Genomic DNA, 16032 nt, shown 5'->3' with positions numbered 1-16032 from the left:
TGAACGCGGCGCTAAACGCGTAGCAAGCCTGGAAAAGGTGTAAACGATGTCCCCGGTCTAATGTGTAAAGGATGTACCGGTCTCTACAGTGAGGGGAATGGGCGCATGAGGTATTACGGACCACGGTAACGCACTAGCATGGGGTGCTAGTACGTTATTTATTCGCGGTGCGGATACTGTGTTTCGCTGACCTGCTCCATCCATTCCACCACCTTGCCATCGAGCACTTCGGCAATGGCGATATGCGTCATCGCCGTGGTCGGCGCCGCGCCATGCCAATGCTTGACGCCGGGCGCGATCCATACCGTGTCGCCAGGACGAATCTGCCGAACCGGTTGCCCCCACTCCTGCACAAAACCTGAACCGGCGGTAACGATCAGCGTCTGACCCAACGGATGGGTATGCCACGCCGTCCGTGCACCCGGTTCGAACGTCACCGTGGCGCCGCTGACTCGGGCGTCGTCGCTGCCTTTGAACGGCGCATCGACGCGCACGGTTCCGGTAAACCAGTCCGCCGGCCCTTTGGCCGAAGGTTGTGATCCATTGGGCGTTACCGTCACCCGTGGATTTTCATTGGCCTGAACATCCGCAGCCAACAACGAAAGCGTCAAAGCAGAAGCTGCAATCGGGTTCATGACAAGCCCTCCAGAATTTCGCCAAACCCGTGCGGCACCGCCTACACGGGACATGCGTTCACTTTATCGGGCTGTACTCTTTCGATAATCGGCTAAAATTCGAAAAAACTTATGCAGGAAACTCATCAATGCTTCGCGAAAACGCCACTGACCTGCTCGCCTTCCTCGCCGTGGCGCGCGAGCGCAGCTTCACCAAGGCTGCGGCCAAACTTGGCGTCTCGCAATCGGCGCTCAGCCATACCATTCGTGCACTCGAAGCGCGACTGGGTCTGCGCCTACTGACTCGCACCACGCGCAGCGTTTCCCCCACCGAGGCCGGTGAGCATCTGCTGCAAACCGTCGGCCCACACTTCGAAGAAATCGAACTGCAACTCGCCACCCTGAGTAACCTGCGCGAAACCCCGGCCGGCAAGATCCGCATCAGTGCCACCGATCATTCGCTGGACTGGTTGCTGCGCCCGGTGCTTCAGGAGTTCCTGCCGAAATACCCGGACATCACCGTCGAGGTCTGCTGTGATTACGGTTTCGTCGACATCGCCGGACAAGGTTTCGATGCTGGCGTGCGCCTCGGCGAGGACGTGGCGCAAGGCATGATCGCGACGCGCATTGGCCCGGACATGCGCATGGCGGTGGTCGGCTCGCCGGCCTATTTCACCCGCCATCCCGCACCGCAAACGCCCCGCGACCTGACCGACCATGCCTGCAACAATCTGCGCCTGCCGACCAATGGCGGGCTGTACACCTGGGAGTTCGAGAAAGATGGCGAGAGCCTCAAGGTGCGCGTCTCCGGGCAAATCACCTTGAACGGCGTCTATCCATTGCTCGATGCGGCACTGGACGGATTCGGCCTGAGCTACATTCCGGAAAACATCGTCGCACCGTATCTCGCGGACGGACGTCTGGTACAGGTGCTGGAAGACTGGTGCCCGACATTCGCCGGTTATCACCTCTACTACCCGAGCCGGCGTCAGGCGGCACCGGCGTTTGCGTTATTGCTGGAAGCGTTGCGGTATCGCGAGTGAGCGCCGCAGAACGCCGTCAGCCGTCTGTTCATTTCGTATAACAACCCGCGGTGCCCCAGGCCGCTTTGGCTATTTTCACGGCCACTTCCACAGAGTTCGCAGACACTGTCACAATCTGCCCGCGCTGCATTCCCAGGCACAAACTATTGATTCAGGGCGTAGGCAGCGAAAACGATCAGCAGGAGGCAAACCCCAGTGAAGTAGGAAAATCTGCGGCTTTGCACGTCCATGATCGTTCTTCCCGGGTGAAGTTTGAGTCTCCATGATTGCCTGTGAACAAAGCCCTTCCAACTGTCAGATATGACAGTCCTTCAGACCATTTGGAAATTAATACGCGGTCGAACCGGCGCAAAGTTGCGATTCGCTCACAGAACCTTTCACCCCAACAGCGCAATCAACTGATGCCGCTGCGCATCAGTTAGCATCGGCCCGAATCCGGCCCTGACGTTATCGGCCATGTAGCGTGGATTGCCGGTGCCCGGAATCACGCAAGTCACTGCCGGATGCGCCAGCAGAAACTTCAGCACCAGTTGCGGCCAGCTGTTGACTTGTACATCCGACACCCACGCCGGCAGCGGTTTGCCCTTGAGCCGGGCGAGCAAGCCACCGCCGCCGAAGGGCCGATTGCAGATCACCGCCACGCCTCGCTCGCGGCACAGCGGCAGGATGCGTTTTTCCACGCCCCGGTCGTCGAGGGCGTAGTTGATTTGCAGAAAATCCAGTTGTTCGGCCTTCAACACCGCTTCGACTTCGTCATAGGCCGAAGGCGTGTAGTGCGTGATGCCGATGTAGCGAATGCGCCCCTGCTCTTTCCAATCACGCAGGGTCGGCAGGTGGGTTTGCCAATCCAGCAGATTGTGGATCTGCATCAAGTCGATGCGCTCGGTGCGCAGCAGGCTGAACGACTGTTCCATCTGCGCGATGCCCTCCTCGCGTCCGCGTGTCCATACCTTGGTCGCCAGAAAAGCGGGCGAGCGCGGTTGGTGGATCGACAACAACTCGCCCGTGGTCGCTTCAGCGCGACCATACATGGGCGAACTGTCGATGACCGTGCCGCCCTTGGCGAACAGTTCGTCGAGCACCGCCGGCAGTTGCTTGTAGGCCGGATCGCCCGGCCCGACGTCGAAACCGCGATAAGTGCCCAACCCGACCATGGGCAGTGGCTCGGAGCTGGATGGGATGACGCGGGTCTGCATGGCCTGGCCTCCGGGAACGGCGGACGATGTGGCAGTGGCCAACGCCCGATCAAAGGTAAAGACCGCCGAAACCCCGGCAGCCAGCGTGAGCAATCGGCGACGGGAGTAACCCTCAGTGTGGCTCATGCTGGTTCCCCTGCTGCGTGGATCTGTTGCACGTTGTGTGCGCAGGCTGCCGGTTCGAACCGCTGGACTACACTGCGACAGCGCCCCCTCACTCCCCGTTAAAAGTAGCCGAATGTCCCGAACCCTGATGTCACTCGTCGTATTGATCGTTGCCGTGTACCTGGTGCTGTGCGCGGCGCTGTTCTTTTTTCAGCGCTCGCTGATCTGGTTTCCCCAGCCCAATGCGTTCAACAGCGCCGACTCACAACTGACCCTGTCGATGCCGGACGCGCAGGTTTCGGTGATCAGCCGCGACCGCGTCGGGCGGCGAGCATTGATCTATTTCGGTGGCAATGCCGAGGACGTGTCGCGCAATCTGCCTGAGTTTGCCCAGGCGTTTCCCGACTACGCGGTGTATCTGCTCAACTATCGTGGCTTTGGTGGCAGTGGCGGCTCGCCGTCCGAGGAAGCGATTGCCGAGGATGCGCTGGCGCTGTTCGATCAGGTGTATGCCAGCCATCCGCAGGTTGCGGTGATCGGACGCAGTCTCGGTTCCGGAGTGGCTGTGCGTCTGGCCAGTCAGCGACCGGTGCAACAACTGATTCTGGTGACGCCGTACAACAGCCTTGAAGAAATCGCTGCCAGGCAATATCCGTGGGTGCCGGTGAAGTGGTTGCTCAAGGATCGGTTCGAGTCGGGCAAGTACGCCGCGCATATCCGCGTGCCGACGTTGCTGCTCGCGGCAAGTGACGACGAAGTGATCCCCCGCACCAGTACTCAGCGCTTGCTGGAGAATTTCCCGCAAGGCGTAGCGGTGCTCAGGGTGGTGCCGGATTCGGGGCATAACTCGATTTCGGACCGTGTGCAGTATCTGGAATGGATGGGGGATGTGTTGAATCACTGATGGGGGTTTGCCTGTACTTTTTGTGTTGGCTGGGCGGGCGCCATCGCTGGCAAGCCAGCTCCCACAGGGTATGGAGTCGTCGACAAAAATTGTGTTCACCGCAAGAACTGTGGGAGCTGGCTTGCCAGCGATAGGTCCAGACCAACCACCGCCCATGTCACTGAATCGTCATCCCACCCCTTGAACCAAGTCCCGAATCCCCAGTCCTACTCGCGCCGCGTTCTGCGGTTCAATCATTTTCTTGCGCTGTCCTCCTTCAGAGCTGCCCGTCTCATGCGCCACGCCGTTCGCTCGTCTCGCCTGGTTTCGCTGTGCCTGCTGATCCTTTCACCGCTGTTCGCTGCAACCGCGCATGCCGGCGCGGAGCGGCAACTGGTGGCTGCCATCAATGACTATCGCGCCCACCCGCAACGCTGCGACCGGCGCCCCGTGCAACGCCTGGCACCGTTGGCGCTGAAGTCGAACCTCGCCCTGCCGGTCGGCTATCGCTATGGCGGTGGCTTGCGCGAAGCGCTGAAGTCGTCCGGGTACTCGGCGGTGGCGGTGCGTAGCATCCGCATTGTCGGGGCGCAGGATGCCGAAGAGGCTTTCGACCTGTTGCAAAGCGACTACTGCGGTGCGTTGCTCGACACTCAGTACGCCGACATTGGCATCAGCCGTGCGCGCAGTGAATGGCAAGTGGTGTTGGCGCAACCGGTGCTCGACAGTCGTGTCGGCAATAACCGCAGCGTCGGCAAAGCCCTGCTGGCCGAGGTCAACGCCGCCCGCGCCCGGCCACGGATGTGCGGACGCCAGCGCTTCGCCGCCGCCCGACCGTTGAGCTGGAATGCCGCCCTCGGCGCCGCTGCACAGGGGCACAGTAAAGCCATGGCTTACGGCAACTATTTCGCCCACCGCGACCCCGACGGTGATCTGCCCGCCGATCGCGCCCGGGCCGCCGGCTATCGCGGTCGGCAAATCGGCGAAAACATTGCAGCCGGACAGAGTTCACCCGGCAAGGCAATGGCCGGTTGGCTGGCCAGTCCCGGGCACTGCGCCAATCTGATGAACCCGATGTTCACCCAGGTCGGCGCCGGGTTCGCCAATGAGGCGCGCAGTGATGAAGGGGTTTACTGGACGATGCTCTTTGGCGCGCCTTGACCGGCCGCGCCAAGTCCCAGTTTCAGCAACTCCTTGCGCAGCATTGACGGTTTCAGCACCGCCATTCCCGCCTGCCAGTCGAGTGGCAATAACTGATCGAGCTTTTGTTGGCTGACGTCGGCAGGCGCCAGCAGGCAGCTTTTCCGGTCGCGAATACTGATGATATTCAACAACCAGTCTTCGCCCTGCCCGGCCATCCAGCGATTGATCGTCGGCTGATGTTTTTGCAGCAAGGCGTCGGCATCCCATACCGTCATTTGTGCAAAGACCTGCGGCAGATTGCTTTCGGGTTTCATCCGTTTCAAATCGGTCGCCAACGCGCCAGCAAGGTCTGCTTCGATGCTCGCCTGGCATTCAAGAAAATACTGTTGCGGCCAGTCGATGCTCAGTTTTCCTCGGGAGGCGAGTTCGCCATAGGCGTCGATATCTGCTGCGGTGGTCATCTGCCCGGTGAAATTGAGTGTGTTATCCAGAATCGCCGTGGCCAGTAACGCGGCACTTTGTACGCTGATCTGCGACAACAAACCGGCCGTCTGCCAACGCTGAAAAATCTGGGTTGCAGCCGCGCCGATCGCCTGGATGTCGGCAGCAGCGCCAAGCTTCTGCGCCCAGTAATTTTCGTAGCCCGGATGATGGTCGATAACCTCCACCACTTGATCGAGCACCACTATCAGGTCGAAATGGTGATAGTCGGAAACGTCGACCAGGATGAATTGGTCGTTCGCCTGCACGGCATAATCATGCAGACCGTTGCCCCAGGCCAGCAAGGTTTTCGACACGCTGGCGTTAGGTTGCGCGCTACTGACGGCGCGGGCGGGAATGCCTTGCAGGTTGAGCAGTTCTGCGTAGGCGATGCAGCAGGCGTAGGCGTCGATATCCAGATAGGCCGCGCCGGAGGTGATGATTTTCATGGCCGGCAACATCGCACAGGTTTGTGACGGTTGGGTGACGGAAAAAGATCGCAGCCTCGTTGCACTCGACAGCTCCTACAGCCCAGCAGGTTAACAGGGCTGCGATCTTTGGGTTTCAGGCTGCGGCTTTACCGGCGGCCACCATCGCCGAAGCCGCCAGCATTGCCCGTAACAACACCGCACACCCTGCCGCCAGATCATCCGGTGCCGCGTTCTCGATTTCATTGTGGCTGATGCCGCCCTCACACGGTACGAAGATCATCCCCGCCGGCCCCAGTTCGGCGAGGAAGATCGCGTCGTGACCGGCACCGCTGACAATGTCCATGTGCGACAGGCCCAGACCTTTGGCAGCGCCACGTACGGCTTCCACGCAGCCCTTTTCAAAGTACAACGGTGGGAAATCGGCTGTCGGGGTCAGCTCGTAGGTCAGGCCATGTTCTTCGCACGTGGCCTCGATGACTTGCTTCACCTCGGCGATCATCGAGTCGAGGCGCACCGGTTCCAGATGGCGGAAGTCGAGGGTCATGCGCACCTCGCCGGGGATGACGTTGCGCGAGCCGGGATAGGCTTGCAGGCAGCCCACCGTGCCGCAGGCGTGGGGTTGATGGCCGAGGGCGGCGCGGTTGACGGCGCCGACGATCACCGAGGCGCCGACCAGCGCATCCTTACGCAGGTGCATTGGCGTCGGGCCGGCATGCGCTTCGACACCGCGCAGCTTCAGGTCGAACCACTTCTGCCCCAGTGCGCCGAGGACCACGCCGATGGTTTTCTGTTCGTCTTCGAGGATCGGGCCTTGTTCGATGTGCGCTTCGAAATAGGCGCCGACCTTGTGGCCGCTGACTTTGCGCGGGCCGGCATAGCCGATGGCATTCAACGCCTCGCCGACGGTGACACCTTCGGCATCGACTTTGGCGAGGGTTTCTTCGAGGGTGAATTTCTCGGCAAACACGCCGGAGCCCATCATGCACGGGGCGAAGCGCGAGCCTTCTTCGTTGGTCCAGACCACCACTTCCAGTGGCGCTTCGGTTTCCACGCCGAGGTCGTTGAGGGTGCGCAGCACTTCGACGCCGGCGAGCACGCCGAAGCAGCCGTCGAACTTGCCGCCAGTGGGTTGGGTGTCGATGTGGCTGCCGGTCATCACTGGCGGCAGGCTCGGATTGCGGCCCGGGCGACGGGCGAAGATGTTGCCGACTTCGTCGACCGTGACGCTGCATCCGGCGTCCTTGCACCATTGCACGAACAGGTCGCGGGCCTGGCGGTCGAGGTCGGTCAGGGCCAGGCGACAGACCCCGCCCTTGACCGTGGCGCCGAGTTTGGCCAGTTCCATGAGCGACGCCCAGAGGCGGTCGCGGTTGATGTGCTGATGGGTCGATTGCAGAACGTCTACGGCTGCGTTCATGGGGATCTCCTCAGGCTGCTTTTCTTATGGATGTTGCTGTGGTGCTTGTGAGACCGCCATCGCTGGCAAGCCAGCTCCCACAGGTTTTCAGGTGAACACAGCATTTGTGTACGACTGCATTCCCTGTGGGAGCTGGCTTGCCAGCGATGAGGCCCTCTGCTACACCGCCGACTTCACTGCAGAAGGCTGCGCGCGCATCACGCACAGCCCGTAATAAATGATTCCGCCCAACGCCGAGCCGGTGAACCAGCCGTAGCTGTAAAACCAGCTGAACGCATCGCTGCCCAGCGACAGCAGAGTCAGCACCACCGGCACGCCGAACGCGAGAAACCCGGCCCAGTTCCACGCCGGATACACGTCATCGCGGTACAGCCCGGCCAGATCCAGTTGCTGTTTCTTGATCAGGAAATAGTCCACCACCATGATCCCGGCAATCGGCCCGAGCAGGCTCGAATAACCCAGCAACCAGTTGGAATAGACGCTTTCCAGGCTGACATCGGAAACGATCCAGCCAAGCTTCTTCAGCAGTTCGTGGGCCATCAACGCCAGCCCCACCACGCCGGTGAGCAACACCGCTTTGGTGCGGTTGATCACCTTGGGCGCAATGTTCTGGAAGTCGTTGGTCGGCGAAACAATGTTGGCAGCGGTGTTGGTCGACAGCGTGGCGATGATGATCAGCGCCATCGCCACGGCCACCCACACCGGGCTCTGGATATGACCGATCAGCGTGACCGGGTCAGACACCGTGACGCCAACCAGTTTGACCGACGCCGCCGTCATCACCACACCCAGTGCCGCGAACAGAAACATGGTCAGGGGCAAGCCGATGATCTGCCCGAGGATCTGATCCTTTTGGCTCTTGGCGTAACGGCTGAAGTCAGGAATGTTCAGCGACAACGTCGCCCAGAAGCCGACCATCGCCGTCAGCCCGGCGGCGAAGTAGCCGACCACACTGGCGCCTTCCGGACGTTTGGCCGGGATCGCCATGAGTTCGGTCATCGACACGTTCGGCATCGCCCACACCAGCAGGCCGACCCCGACCGCCACCAGCAGCGGCGCCGACAAAGTTTCCAGCCACTTGATCGACTCGGCGCCACGGATCACCACCCACAGATTCAGTGCCCAGAACACCATGAAGCCAATCACCTCCCCTGTCCCGCCGAGGGATTTCCAGCCGTCGAACACCGAGCCGAGAAACAGGTGAATGGCCAATCCGCCGAACATCGTCTGAATGCCGAACCAGCCGCACGCCACCAGCGCGCGAATCAGGCACGGCACATTGGAGCCAAGAATCCCGAACGACGAACGCAGCAACACCGGAAACGGAATGCCGTACTTGGTGCCGGGAAACGCGTTGAGCGTGAGCGGTATCAGCACGATGACGTTGGCGAACAGAATCGCCAGCAGCGCTTCACCGACCGTCAGGCCGAAGTAGGCCGTCAGCACACCGCCGAGGGTGTAAGTCGGCACGCAGATCGACATGCCGACCCACAATGCGGTGATGTGCCATTTGTTCCAGGTTCGTTCGCGCACCTTGGTCGGTGCCATGTCGTGGTTATAACGGGGACTATCGAGGACGTCGCTGCCGGCTTCGAGTTCGAACAAGCCGTCACGCTCGGTCACTTGCGATCTGTTCTGTTGCATGGCCGCTCCACTGTTCTTCTGATTATTTTTTTGCTCATCAGGCGGCTGCACACACAGGTGCGAGCCGGACGATGGCCGGAGGAACTGACAACTTTCACGCACCGGCCACGGTGTCAGCGGCGGCATCAATAAACGTGCCGGGTGCCCCGCTTGCGCATCGGGCGGTGATTCAAACGCTTTGCAACTTTCTGATATTTATCAGTTTTAATTATTCACCGGTGAGTCCGCGAATACTTGTCTGAACGCTCAGGCTAAACGTCCGGCAAGTTGTCCGAACAGACAGGACTCAAACTGGTGCACTGCATTTATTTTCATTGTGAACGAGCAACCGCAGCTCAACTTCAAGCGGCTGATTTCACATAGGAAATCTTGCTCATATTTCCATCCTGTCAAGTGCGTCAAAATGGTGAGCAGCCTCACCATTTTGGTGATTTTCATTTTTATCGTTGTTTTTCAATGAGTTAAAACAACGATAAGCTTATAAAAAATATTCTTGATCTATTTTAAAACTGCGACTAGCTTCTATTCCTGACAGCACTGACAGGAATACAGCCTGCAATGCTGTACACCAATAAAACATTTAGAACCGACACAAGTCGGTCATGCCTGCGAGGAACTCGGAATGTCTCTGTTGATCCGTGGCGCCACCGTTGTTACCCATGATGAAAGTTACCGCGCCGACGTCTATTGCGCCGACGGCGTGATCAAAGCCATTGGTGAAAACCTTAATGTTCCCGCCGACGCCGAAGTGCTCGACGGCAGCGGCCAATACCTGATGCCCGGCGGCATCGATCCCCACACCCACATGCAACTGCCGTTCATGGGCACCGTCGCCAGCGAAGACTTCTACAGCGGCACGGCGGCAGGTCTGGCCGGCGGTACTACGTCGATCATCGATTTCGTCATCCCCAATCCGCAGCAATCATTGATGGAAGCGTTTCATCAGTGGCGCGGCTGGGCCGAGAAGTCTGCGTCGGACTATGGTTTCCATGTCGCGATCACCTGGTGGAGCGAGCAGGTCCGCGAGGAAATGGCCGAACTGGTCAGCCATCACGGAATCAACAGCTTCAAGCATTTCATGGCTTACAAGAACGCGATCATGGCCGCCGACGACACGCTGGTGGCGAGCTTCGAGCGCTGCCTGGAACTCGGCGCGGTGCCAACCGTGCACGCGGAAAACGGCGAACTGGTCTATCACCTGCAACGCAAATTGATGGCCCAGGGCATCACCGGGCCGGAAGCGCACCCACTGTCGCGTCCGTCGCAGGTCGAAGGTGAAGCCGCGAGCCGGGCCATTCGCATTGCCGAGACCATCGGCACGCCGCTGTATCTGGTGCACGTCTCGACCAAGGAAGCCCTCGACGAAATCACTTACGCCCGTAGCAAGGGCCAACCGGTTTACGGTGAAGTGCTGGCCGGGCATCTGCTGCTCGATGACAGCGTCTACCAGCACCCGGACTGGCAGACCGCCGCCGGTTACGTGATGAGTCCGCCGTTCCGTCCGCGTGGTCATCAGGAGGCGCTGTGGCATGGTTTGCAGAACGGCAATCTGCATACCACCGCCACCGACCACTGCTGCTTCTGCGCCGAGCAAAAAGCCGCCGGGCGCGACGATTTCAGCAAGATTCCCAATGGCACTGCCGGCATCGAAGACCGCATGGCCGTGCTTTGGGATGAAGGCGTGAACAGCGGACGGTTGTCGATGCAGGACTTCGTCGCCCTGACCTCCACCAACACCGCGAAGATTTTCAATCTCTATCCGCGCAAGGGTTCGATTCGCGTCGGCGCCGATGCCGACCTGGTGCTGTGGGACCCGCAAGGTACGCGCACCATTTCCGCCAAGACCCACCATCAGCAGGTGGACTTCAACATCTTCGAAGGCAAGACCGTGCGCGGTGTGCCGAGCCACACCGTCAGCCAGGGCCGATTGGTCTGGGCCGATGGCGACCTGCGCGCCGAGCGTGGGGCCGGACGGTACATCGAACGGCCGGCGTATCCGGCGGTGTTTGATTTGCTGAGCAAGCGGGCGGAGCAACATAAGCCCGTTGCCGTGAAACGCTGAAAGCGGCCTTCGGCCTATCGCTGGCAAGCCAGCTCCCACAAGGTTTTGTGAACACCAAAGATCCCTGTGGGAGCTGGCTTGCCAGCGATGAGGCCATCCCGAACGACACAAAAACCACTGCCCATCAGAGGCAGAAAACCTCAAATAACCGTGAGGCACAAAACCGTGATCGAGACCCTGAACCATCTCCCGCACCCGCACGAAAGTGCGGCCGCCCTCGCCGGCCATTTCACCGATCTGGCGCCGCCGCTCAACGACCGCCAGGCGCATCTGGAAGCTTCGCGCTGCCTGTATTGCTACGACGCGCCGTGCGTGAATGCGTGCCCGAGTGAAATCGACATTCCGTCGTTCATCCGCAATATCCATCAGGACAACGTGCCCGGGGCCGCGCAGAAAATCCTTTCGGCGAACATTCTCGGTGGCAGTTGCGCCCGGGTCTGTCCGACCGAAATCCTTTGCCAGCAAGCCTGCGTGCGCAATAACGCCCACGAATGCGCGCCAGTGTTGATCGGCCTGCTGCAACGCTACGCCGTAGACAACGCACATTTCAGCGAGCACCCGTTCCAGCGCGCCGCCGCCACCGGCAAACGCATCGCCGTGGTCGGTGCCGGACCGGCCGGTTTGTCCTGCGCCCACCGCAGCGCCATGCACGGCCACGACGTGGTGATTTTCGAAGCGCGGGAGAAGGCTGGCGGCCTCAACGAATACGGGATCGCCAAGTACAAACTGGTCGATGACTACGCGCAGAAGGAGCTGGATTTCCTCCTGCAGATCGGCGGCATCGAAATCCGCCACGGGCAGAAACTTGGCGAAAATCTGACCCTCAGCGAATTGCATCAACAGTTCGACGCGGTGTTCCTCGGCCTCGGCCTCAACGCCAGCAAACAGCTTGGCCTGCCCCACGAGGATGCCCCCGGTCTGCTCGCCGCCACCGATTACATCCGCGAACTGCGCCAGGCCGATGACCTCACACAACTGCCGCTGGCCGAGCGCTGCATCGTCCTTGGCGCGGGCAACACCGCCATCGACATGGCCGTGCAAATGGCCCGCCTCGGTGCACGCGATGTCAATCTGGTGTATCGCCGTGGCGCCGCTGACATGGGCGCGACCGGTCACGAACAGGACATTGCCAAGGCCAATCAGGTGCGCCTGCTGACCTGGGCGCAACCGGAAGAAGTGCTGCTCGACGATCAGGGCCACGTACGCGGCATGCGTTTCGCACGCACCGATCTGGTCGACGGTCGCCTGCAAACCACCGGCGAAACCTTCGAACTGGTCGCCGATGCAATCTTCAAAGCCATCGGCCAGGCCTTCGACGGCAGCGCCCTCGCCGACCCGCTGGCCCGAGAACTCAAGCGTCAGGGCGAGCGCATCCAGGTCGATGAAAACCTGCGCACCAGCATCCCCGGCGTGTATGCCGGTGGCGACTGCACCAGCCTCGATCAGGATCTCACCGTGCAAGCGGTGCAACACGGCAAACGTGCCGCCGAAGCGATCAACGCGCAACTGATGCTCAACGTGGAGGCTGCGTAAATGGCCGATATCTCGATAGTCTTCGCCGGCATCAAAGCCCCTAATCCGTTCTGGCTGGCGTCCGCGCCGCCGACCGACAAGGCCTACAACGTGGTCCGCGCCTTCGAGGCTGGCTGGGGCGGCGTAGTCTGGAAAACCCTTGGGGAAGATCCGGCAGCAGTCAACGTCTCGTCACGTTACTCGGCGCATTACGGCAACAACCGTGAAGTGCTCGGGATCAACAACATCGAGCTGATCACCGACCGCTCGCTGGAAATCAACCTGCGCGAAATCACTCAGGTGAAGAAGGACTGGCCGGACCGCGCGCTGATCGTCTCGCTGATGGTGCCCTGCGTCGAGGAGTCGTGGAAATACATTCTGCCGCTGGTCGAAGCCACTGGCGCCGACGGCATCGAGCTGAACTTCGGTTGTCCGCATGGCATGCCTGAACGTGGCATGGGCGCGGCGGTCGGTCAGGTGCCGGAGTACGTCGAGCAGGTCACGCGCTGGTGCAAGACTTACTGCTCGCTGCCGGTGATCGTCAAACTGACGCCGAACATCACCGACATCCGCGTCGCCGCCCGAGCTGCGCATCGTGGCGGCGCCGATGCGGTGTCGCTGATCAATACGATCAACTCGATCACCAGCGTCGACCTTGAACACATGGTCGCCCTGCCTACTGTCGGCAGCAAAAGCACCCACGGCGGCTATTGCGGCTCGGCGGTCAAACCAATCGCGCTGAACATGGTGGCCGAGATTGCCCGTGATCCGCAGACCCAGGGCTTGCCGATCTGCGGAATTGGCGGCATTGGCAGTTGGCGCGATGCGGCGGAATTCATGGCGCTGGGCAGCGGCGCGGTGCAGGTGTGCACGGCGGCGATGCTGCATGGCTTTCGGATTGTCGAGGAGATGAAGGACGGGCTTTCGCGGTGGATGGACAGTCAAGGCTACGCCAGCATCGCCGAGTTTTCCGGGCGCGCAGTCGGCAACACCACGGACTGGAAGTATCTGGATATCAACTATCAGGTGATTGCGAAGATTGATCAGGAAGCGTGCATCGGTTGTGGGCGTTGCCACATTGCTTGCGAGGACACTTCACACCAGGCGATCAGCAGCCTGAAGCAGGCTGACGGGACGCATAAATATGAAGTGATTGATGAGGAGTGTGTGGGCTGCAATCTGTGCCAGATCACCTGCCCGGTGGCGGACTGCATCGAGATGGTGCCGATGGAAACGGGCAAGCCGTTTCTCGACTGGAATCATGATCCGAGGAATCCCTACCATGTCAGTCCTTGAGGTCAGGGGCGTCTGACCCGGAGTCATCGCGAGCAGGCTCACTCCTACATTTGGAATGCGTTCCCCTGTGGGAGCGAGCCTGCTCGCGAAGAGGCCAGTCCGGCCACCTCAAGACTCAGGGCTCCAGGCCAATCCCGCGCAAGATCACACTGGTCACCGTCTGCACCGCCCGTTCGAACTGCATGTCCGACAACGGCTGGTGCTCATTGAGAATATTCACCTGATGATCGAAGTCGGCGTAATGCTGGGTCGAGGCCCAGATCATGTACAGCAGGCTCGACGGCTCCACCGGCAGAATCCGCTTGTCCTCGACCCACTGACGGATCTTCGCCTCCTTCATCTTCGCCCAGTCATACAGGCTGACATCCAGCGCTTCGCCCAGCGTCGGCGCACCGTGGATGATTTCGTTGGCCCAGACTTTCGAACCGTATGGCCGGCTGCGCGAGTGGTTCATCTTGGCGCGGATGTAGCTGCTGAGCACCACGCGCGGGTCGTCGAACATCTCGAAGCACAACGCGTCCTGCTTCCACACTTCCAGCAGGTCGAACAGCACCGCGCTGTACAGTTCGCTTTTGGTTGAAAAGTAGTAATGCAGGTTGGAACGCGGCAGTTGCACTTCGGCTGCGATGTCGGCCATGGCGGTGCTGCCGAAGCCCTTTTCAGCGAAGACTTTTTCCGCCGCCAGGAGGATTTTTTCGACGTTACTGCGACGGATCTCGATCTTGTGATTGCCCATAAGGGCTCCCTGACAACAGCGTTGCCCAAGACTAGCATCCGCTCTGGTGCGCGGGCGACCGCTGAAAACAAAACTTCGTACAGACGTAGCCGGATGGCTAAACTGACGGCTTCTTCGATCCTGCCTCAGAGGTACCCGCGATGCTGTTCAAGAACCTCCTGACCACCACTGCCCTGCTCGCCTCGCTGTTCGCCGCCTCATCGGTATTCGCCCACGCCCACCTGAAAAGCCAGACCCCGGCCGCCGACAGCACCGTCGCCGCCCCGACCGATCTGCGCCTGACTTTTTCCGAAGGTGTTGAAGCCAGTTTCACCAAAGTCACCGTGACCAAGGATGGCGCCGCCGTCGCGATCAAAGCGCTGAGCACCGAAAACGACAAGAAAACCCTGATCGTCACGCCGGCCGCGCCACTGACGGCGGGTGAGTACAAAGTCGAATGGCACGCCGTGTCAGTCGACACGCACAACAGCGAAGGCGACTATCAGTTCAAGGTGGGCCAGTAATTCATGAGTGAAGCGCTGGTGCTGTGTCGCTTTGTGCATTTCACCGTGGTGTTGATGCTGTTCGGGGCCTGGCTGTTCAGGCCGTTGTTGCTCAAAGGTGAAGCGCTCGCGGTGGATCGGCACCAGGCGCGACTGGCGCGTTGGCTGGCTGCGATTGCGCTGGTCAGCGGCGTGGTCTGGGCGCTGTTGGTCACGGCGAGCATGGCCGGTTCGGCGGCGGCCGTTTTCGATCCCGACACGCTGGCGCTGGTGTTGGGCAAGACGTTTTTTGGTCAGATCTGGCGTTGGCACTTGCTGATCAACGCTGCGCTGCTGACATTGCTGTTCACGCCGTGGCGCTCGAGCATGCCGCTGCGCCTGGGCTTGAGCGGCTTGCTGTTGGCGACCCTGGCCCCGGTCGGGCACGGCGCAATGCTCGATGGCTTGAACGGACAACTGCTGATTCTCAACCAGATCATTCATCTGACCTGTGTCGCCGCGTGGCTTGGCGGGCTGTTGTTGCTGGTGATGATTTTGCGGCAGCCGAGTGAGCCGATGCCCGCGATTTTGCGGCGCTTCAGTGGTGTCGGTTATGCGCTGGTGGCGGGGCTGCTGATCAGCGGATTGATCAACGTGCGCGTGCTGACCGGTCAGTGGTGGCCGACCCCGCTGTTCACCGGTTTCGCGCTGATTCTGCTGATCAAAGCGCTGATTGTGCTGGGGATGTTGGGCTTGGCGCTGTTCAATCGCTTGCGCATCGACGATTGCGAACAGCGCATGGGCGCGCTCCGGCGCAGCGTGATGCTCGAATGGTTGCTCGGCATCGGCGCGGTGGCTGCCGTTTCACTGCTCGGCACCCTGCCGCCGATGATCACCACCTGAACGCATTTCTCCTGTGGGAGCTGGCTTGCCAGCGATGGCGGTGTTTCAGGAACAGATATTTCGGATGTGCCGACATCATCGCTGGCAAGCCAGCTCCCACAGGGTT

14 protein-coding genes are annotated in these 16032 nt (G+C 60.6%); 8 read left to right on the top strand and 6 right to left on the bottom strand.

Annotated elements, in window-relative coordinates; all coding sequences use genetic code 11:
• Positions 1-158: 158 nt before the first annotated feature.
• Complete coding sequence (locus tag ACIOWE_RS08445; protein ID WP_401389763.1) at positions 159-635, bottom strand: cupin domain-containing protein; 477 nt, start codon at positions 633-635, stop codon at positions 159-161.
• Positions 636-763: 128 nt separating this feature from the next.
• Here ACIOWE_RS08445 and ACIOWE_RS08440 point away from each other — a divergent pair, with 128 nt between their 5' ends.
• On the top strand, positions 764-1657 hold the full coding sequence (locus ACIOWE_RS08440) for a LysR family transcriptional regulator (RefSeq protein WP_401389761.1): 894 nt from the start codon (positions 764-766) through the stop codon (positions 1655-1657).
• 377 nt (positions 1658-2034) lie between these two features.
• On the opposite strand, the gene ACIOWE_RS08435 is transcribed toward ACIOWE_RS08440, so the two are convergent.
• The gene (locus tag ACIOWE_RS08435; protein WP_401389758.1) at positions 2035-2979 is read right to left on the bottom strand and encodes an aldo/keto reductase; all 945 of its coding nucleotides are present in this window, start codon (positions 2977-2979) and stop codon (positions 2035-2037) included.
• Between the two features lie 112 nt (positions 2980-3091).
• Between ACIOWE_RS08435 and ACIOWE_RS08430 the strand changes: the two genes are divergently transcribed.
• Positions 3092-3862: an alpha/beta hydrolase gene (locus tag ACIOWE_RS08430; protein ID WP_401389755.1), complete on the top strand. Its 771-nt coding sequence runs from the start codon at positions 3092-3094 to the stop codon at positions 3860-3862.
• 273 nt (positions 3863-4135) lie between these two features.
• On the top strand, positions 4136-5002 hold the full coding sequence (locus tag ACIOWE_RS08425; protein ID WP_401389752.1) for a CAP domain-containing protein: 867 nt from the start codon (positions 4136-4138) through the stop codon (positions 5000-5002).
• Here the strand turns inward: ACIOWE_RS08425 and ACIOWE_RS08420 are convergent.
• From ACIOWE_RS08420 to ACIOWE_RS08410, 3 genes are all read right to left on the bottom strand, one after another.
• On the bottom strand, positions 4972-5913 hold the full coding sequence (locus ACIOWE_RS08420) for a bifunctional oligoribonuclease/PAP phosphatase NrnA (protein WP_401389749.1): 942 nt from the start codon (positions 5911-5913) through the stop codon (positions 4972-4974). The two genes, ACIOWE_RS08425 and ACIOWE_RS08420, sit on opposite strands and share 31 nt — an antisense overlap.
• A gap of 115 nt (positions 5914-6028) precedes the next feature.
• On the bottom strand, positions 6029-7312 hold the full coding sequence (locus tag ACIOWE_RS08415; RefSeq protein ID WP_401389746.1) for a Zn-dependent hydrolase: 1284 nt from the start codon (positions 7310-7312) through the stop codon (positions 6029-6031).
• A gap of 159 nt (positions 7313-7471) precedes the next feature.
• A complete protein-coding gene (locus ACIOWE_RS08410; protein ID WP_401389743.1) occupies positions 7472-8956 on the bottom strand; it encodes an NCS1 family nucleobase:cation symporter-1 in 1485 nt (494 codons plus the stop codon).
• Positions 8957-9578: 622 nt separating this feature from the next.
• On the opposite strand from ACIOWE_RS08410, the gene hydA reads away from it, so the two are divergent.
• The 3 genes from hydA to preA all read left to right on the top strand — a co-directional run bounded on the left by hydA (position 9579) and on the right by preA (position 13826).
• Positions 9579-11018 (top strand): dihydropyrimidinase, encoded by a 1440-nt coding sequence (hydA, locus tag ACIOWE_RS08405; protein WP_401389740.1) that lies wholly within the window; start codon positions 9579-9581, stop codon positions 11016-11018.
• A gap of 165 nt (positions 11019-11183) precedes the next feature.
• The gene (locus ACIOWE_RS08400; RefSeq protein ID WP_401389737.1) at positions 11184-12551 is read left to right on the top strand and encodes an NAD(P)-dependent oxidoreductase; all 1368 of its coding nucleotides are present in this window, start codon (positions 11184-11186) and stop codon (positions 12549-12551) included.
• Positions 12552-13826 (top strand): NAD-dependent dihydropyrimidine dehydrogenase subunit PreA, encoded by a 1275-nt coding sequence (gene preA, locus ACIOWE_RS08395; RefSeq protein WP_401389734.1) that lies wholly within the window; start codon positions 12552-12554, stop codon positions 13824-13826. It abuts the gene before it with no gap.
• Positions 13827-13941: 115 nt separating this feature from the next.
• Here the strand turns inward: preA and ACIOWE_RS08390 are convergent, their stop codons facing one another.
• Positions 13942-14562, bottom strand: a complete 621-nt coding sequence (locus ACIOWE_RS08390; protein ID WP_008081940.1) for a TetR/AcrR family transcriptional regulator — start codon at positions 14560-14562, stop codon at positions 13942-13944.
• A gap of 140 nt (positions 14563-14702) precedes the next feature.
• Here ACIOWE_RS08390 and copC point away from each other — a divergent pair, with 140 nt between their 5' ends.
• Both copC and copD read left to right on the top strand, forming a co-directional pair.
• Positions 14703-15065, top strand: a complete 363-nt coding sequence (gene copC / locus ACIOWE_RS08385; protein ID WP_401389731.1) for a copper homeostasis periplasmic binding protein CopC — start codon at positions 14703-14705, stop codon at positions 15063-15065.
• 3 nt (positions 15066-15068) lie between these two features.
• Positions 15069-15926 (top strand): copper homeostasis membrane protein CopD, encoded by an 858-nt coding sequence (gene copD, locus ACIOWE_RS08380; RefSeq protein ID WP_401389729.1) that lies wholly within the window; start codon positions 15069-15071, stop codon positions 15924-15926.
• The last annotated feature ends 106 nt before the right edge of the window (positions 15927-16032 follow it).

The organism is Pseudomonas sp. NPDC087598, from assembly GCF_044743525.1.
In the GTDB taxonomy this organism is placed as follows: Bacteria; Pseudomonadota; Gammaproteobacteria; order Pseudomonadales; family Pseudomonadaceae; genus Aquipseudomonas.
The sequence above is the reverse complement of the archived record's forward strand: the minus strand, read 5'-3'. Positions and strand labels throughout refer to the sequence as shown.

Excerpts from the sequence above, each read along its gene's own strand:
- ACIOWE_RS08445 (WP_401389763.1), bottom strand. The coding sequence starts at position 635 with ATGAACCCGATTGCAGCTTCTGCTTTGACGCTTTCGTTGTTGGCTGCG.
- ACIOWE_RS08440 (WP_401389761.1), top strand. The coding sequence starts at position 764 with ATGCTTCGCGAAAACGCCACTGACCTGCTCGCCTTCCTCGCCGTGGCG.
- ACIOWE_RS08435 (WP_401389758.1), bottom strand. The coding sequence starts at position 2,979 with ATGAGCCACACTGAGGGTTACTCCCGTCGCCGATTGCTCACGCTGGCT.
- ACIOWE_RS08430 (WP_401389755.1), top strand. The coding sequence starts at position 3,092 with ATGTCCCGAACCCTGATGTCACTCGTCGTATTGATCGTTGCCGTGTAC.
- ACIOWE_RS08425 (WP_401389752.1), top strand. The coding sequence starts at position 4,136 with ATGCGCCACGCCGTTCGCTCGTCTCGCCTGGTTTCGCTGTGCCTGCTG.
- ACIOWE_RS08420 (WP_401389749.1), bottom strand. The coding sequence starts at position 5,913 with ATGAAAATCATCACCTCCGGCGCGGCCTATCTGGATATCGACGCCTAC.
- ACIOWE_RS08415 (WP_401389746.1), bottom strand. The coding sequence starts at position 7,312 with ATGAACGCAGCCGTAGACGTTCTGCAATCGACCCATCAGCACATCAAC.
- ACIOWE_RS08410 (WP_401389743.1), bottom strand. The coding sequence starts at position 8,956 with ATGCAACAGAACAGATCGCAAGTGACCGAGCGTGACGGCTTGTTCGAA.
- hydA (WP_401389740.1), top strand. The coding sequence starts at position 9,579 with ATGTCTCTGTTGATCCGTGGCGCCACCGTTGTTACCCATGATGAAAGT.
- preA (WP_401389734.1), top strand. The coding sequence starts at position 12,552 with ATGGCCGATATCTCGATAGTCTTCGCCGGCATCAAAGCCCCTAATCCG.
- ACIOWE_RS08390 (WP_008081940.1), bottom strand. The coding sequence starts at position 14,562 with ATGGGCAATCACAAGATCGAGATCCGTCGCAGTAACGTCGAAAAAATC.
- copC (WP_401389731.1), top strand. The coding sequence starts at position 14,703 with ATGCTGTTCAAGAACCTCCTGACCACCACTGCCCTGCTCGCCTCGCTG.
- copD (WP_401389729.1), top strand. The coding sequence starts at position 15,069 with ATGAGTGAAGCGCTGGTGCTGTGTCGCTTTGTGCATTTCACCGTGGTG.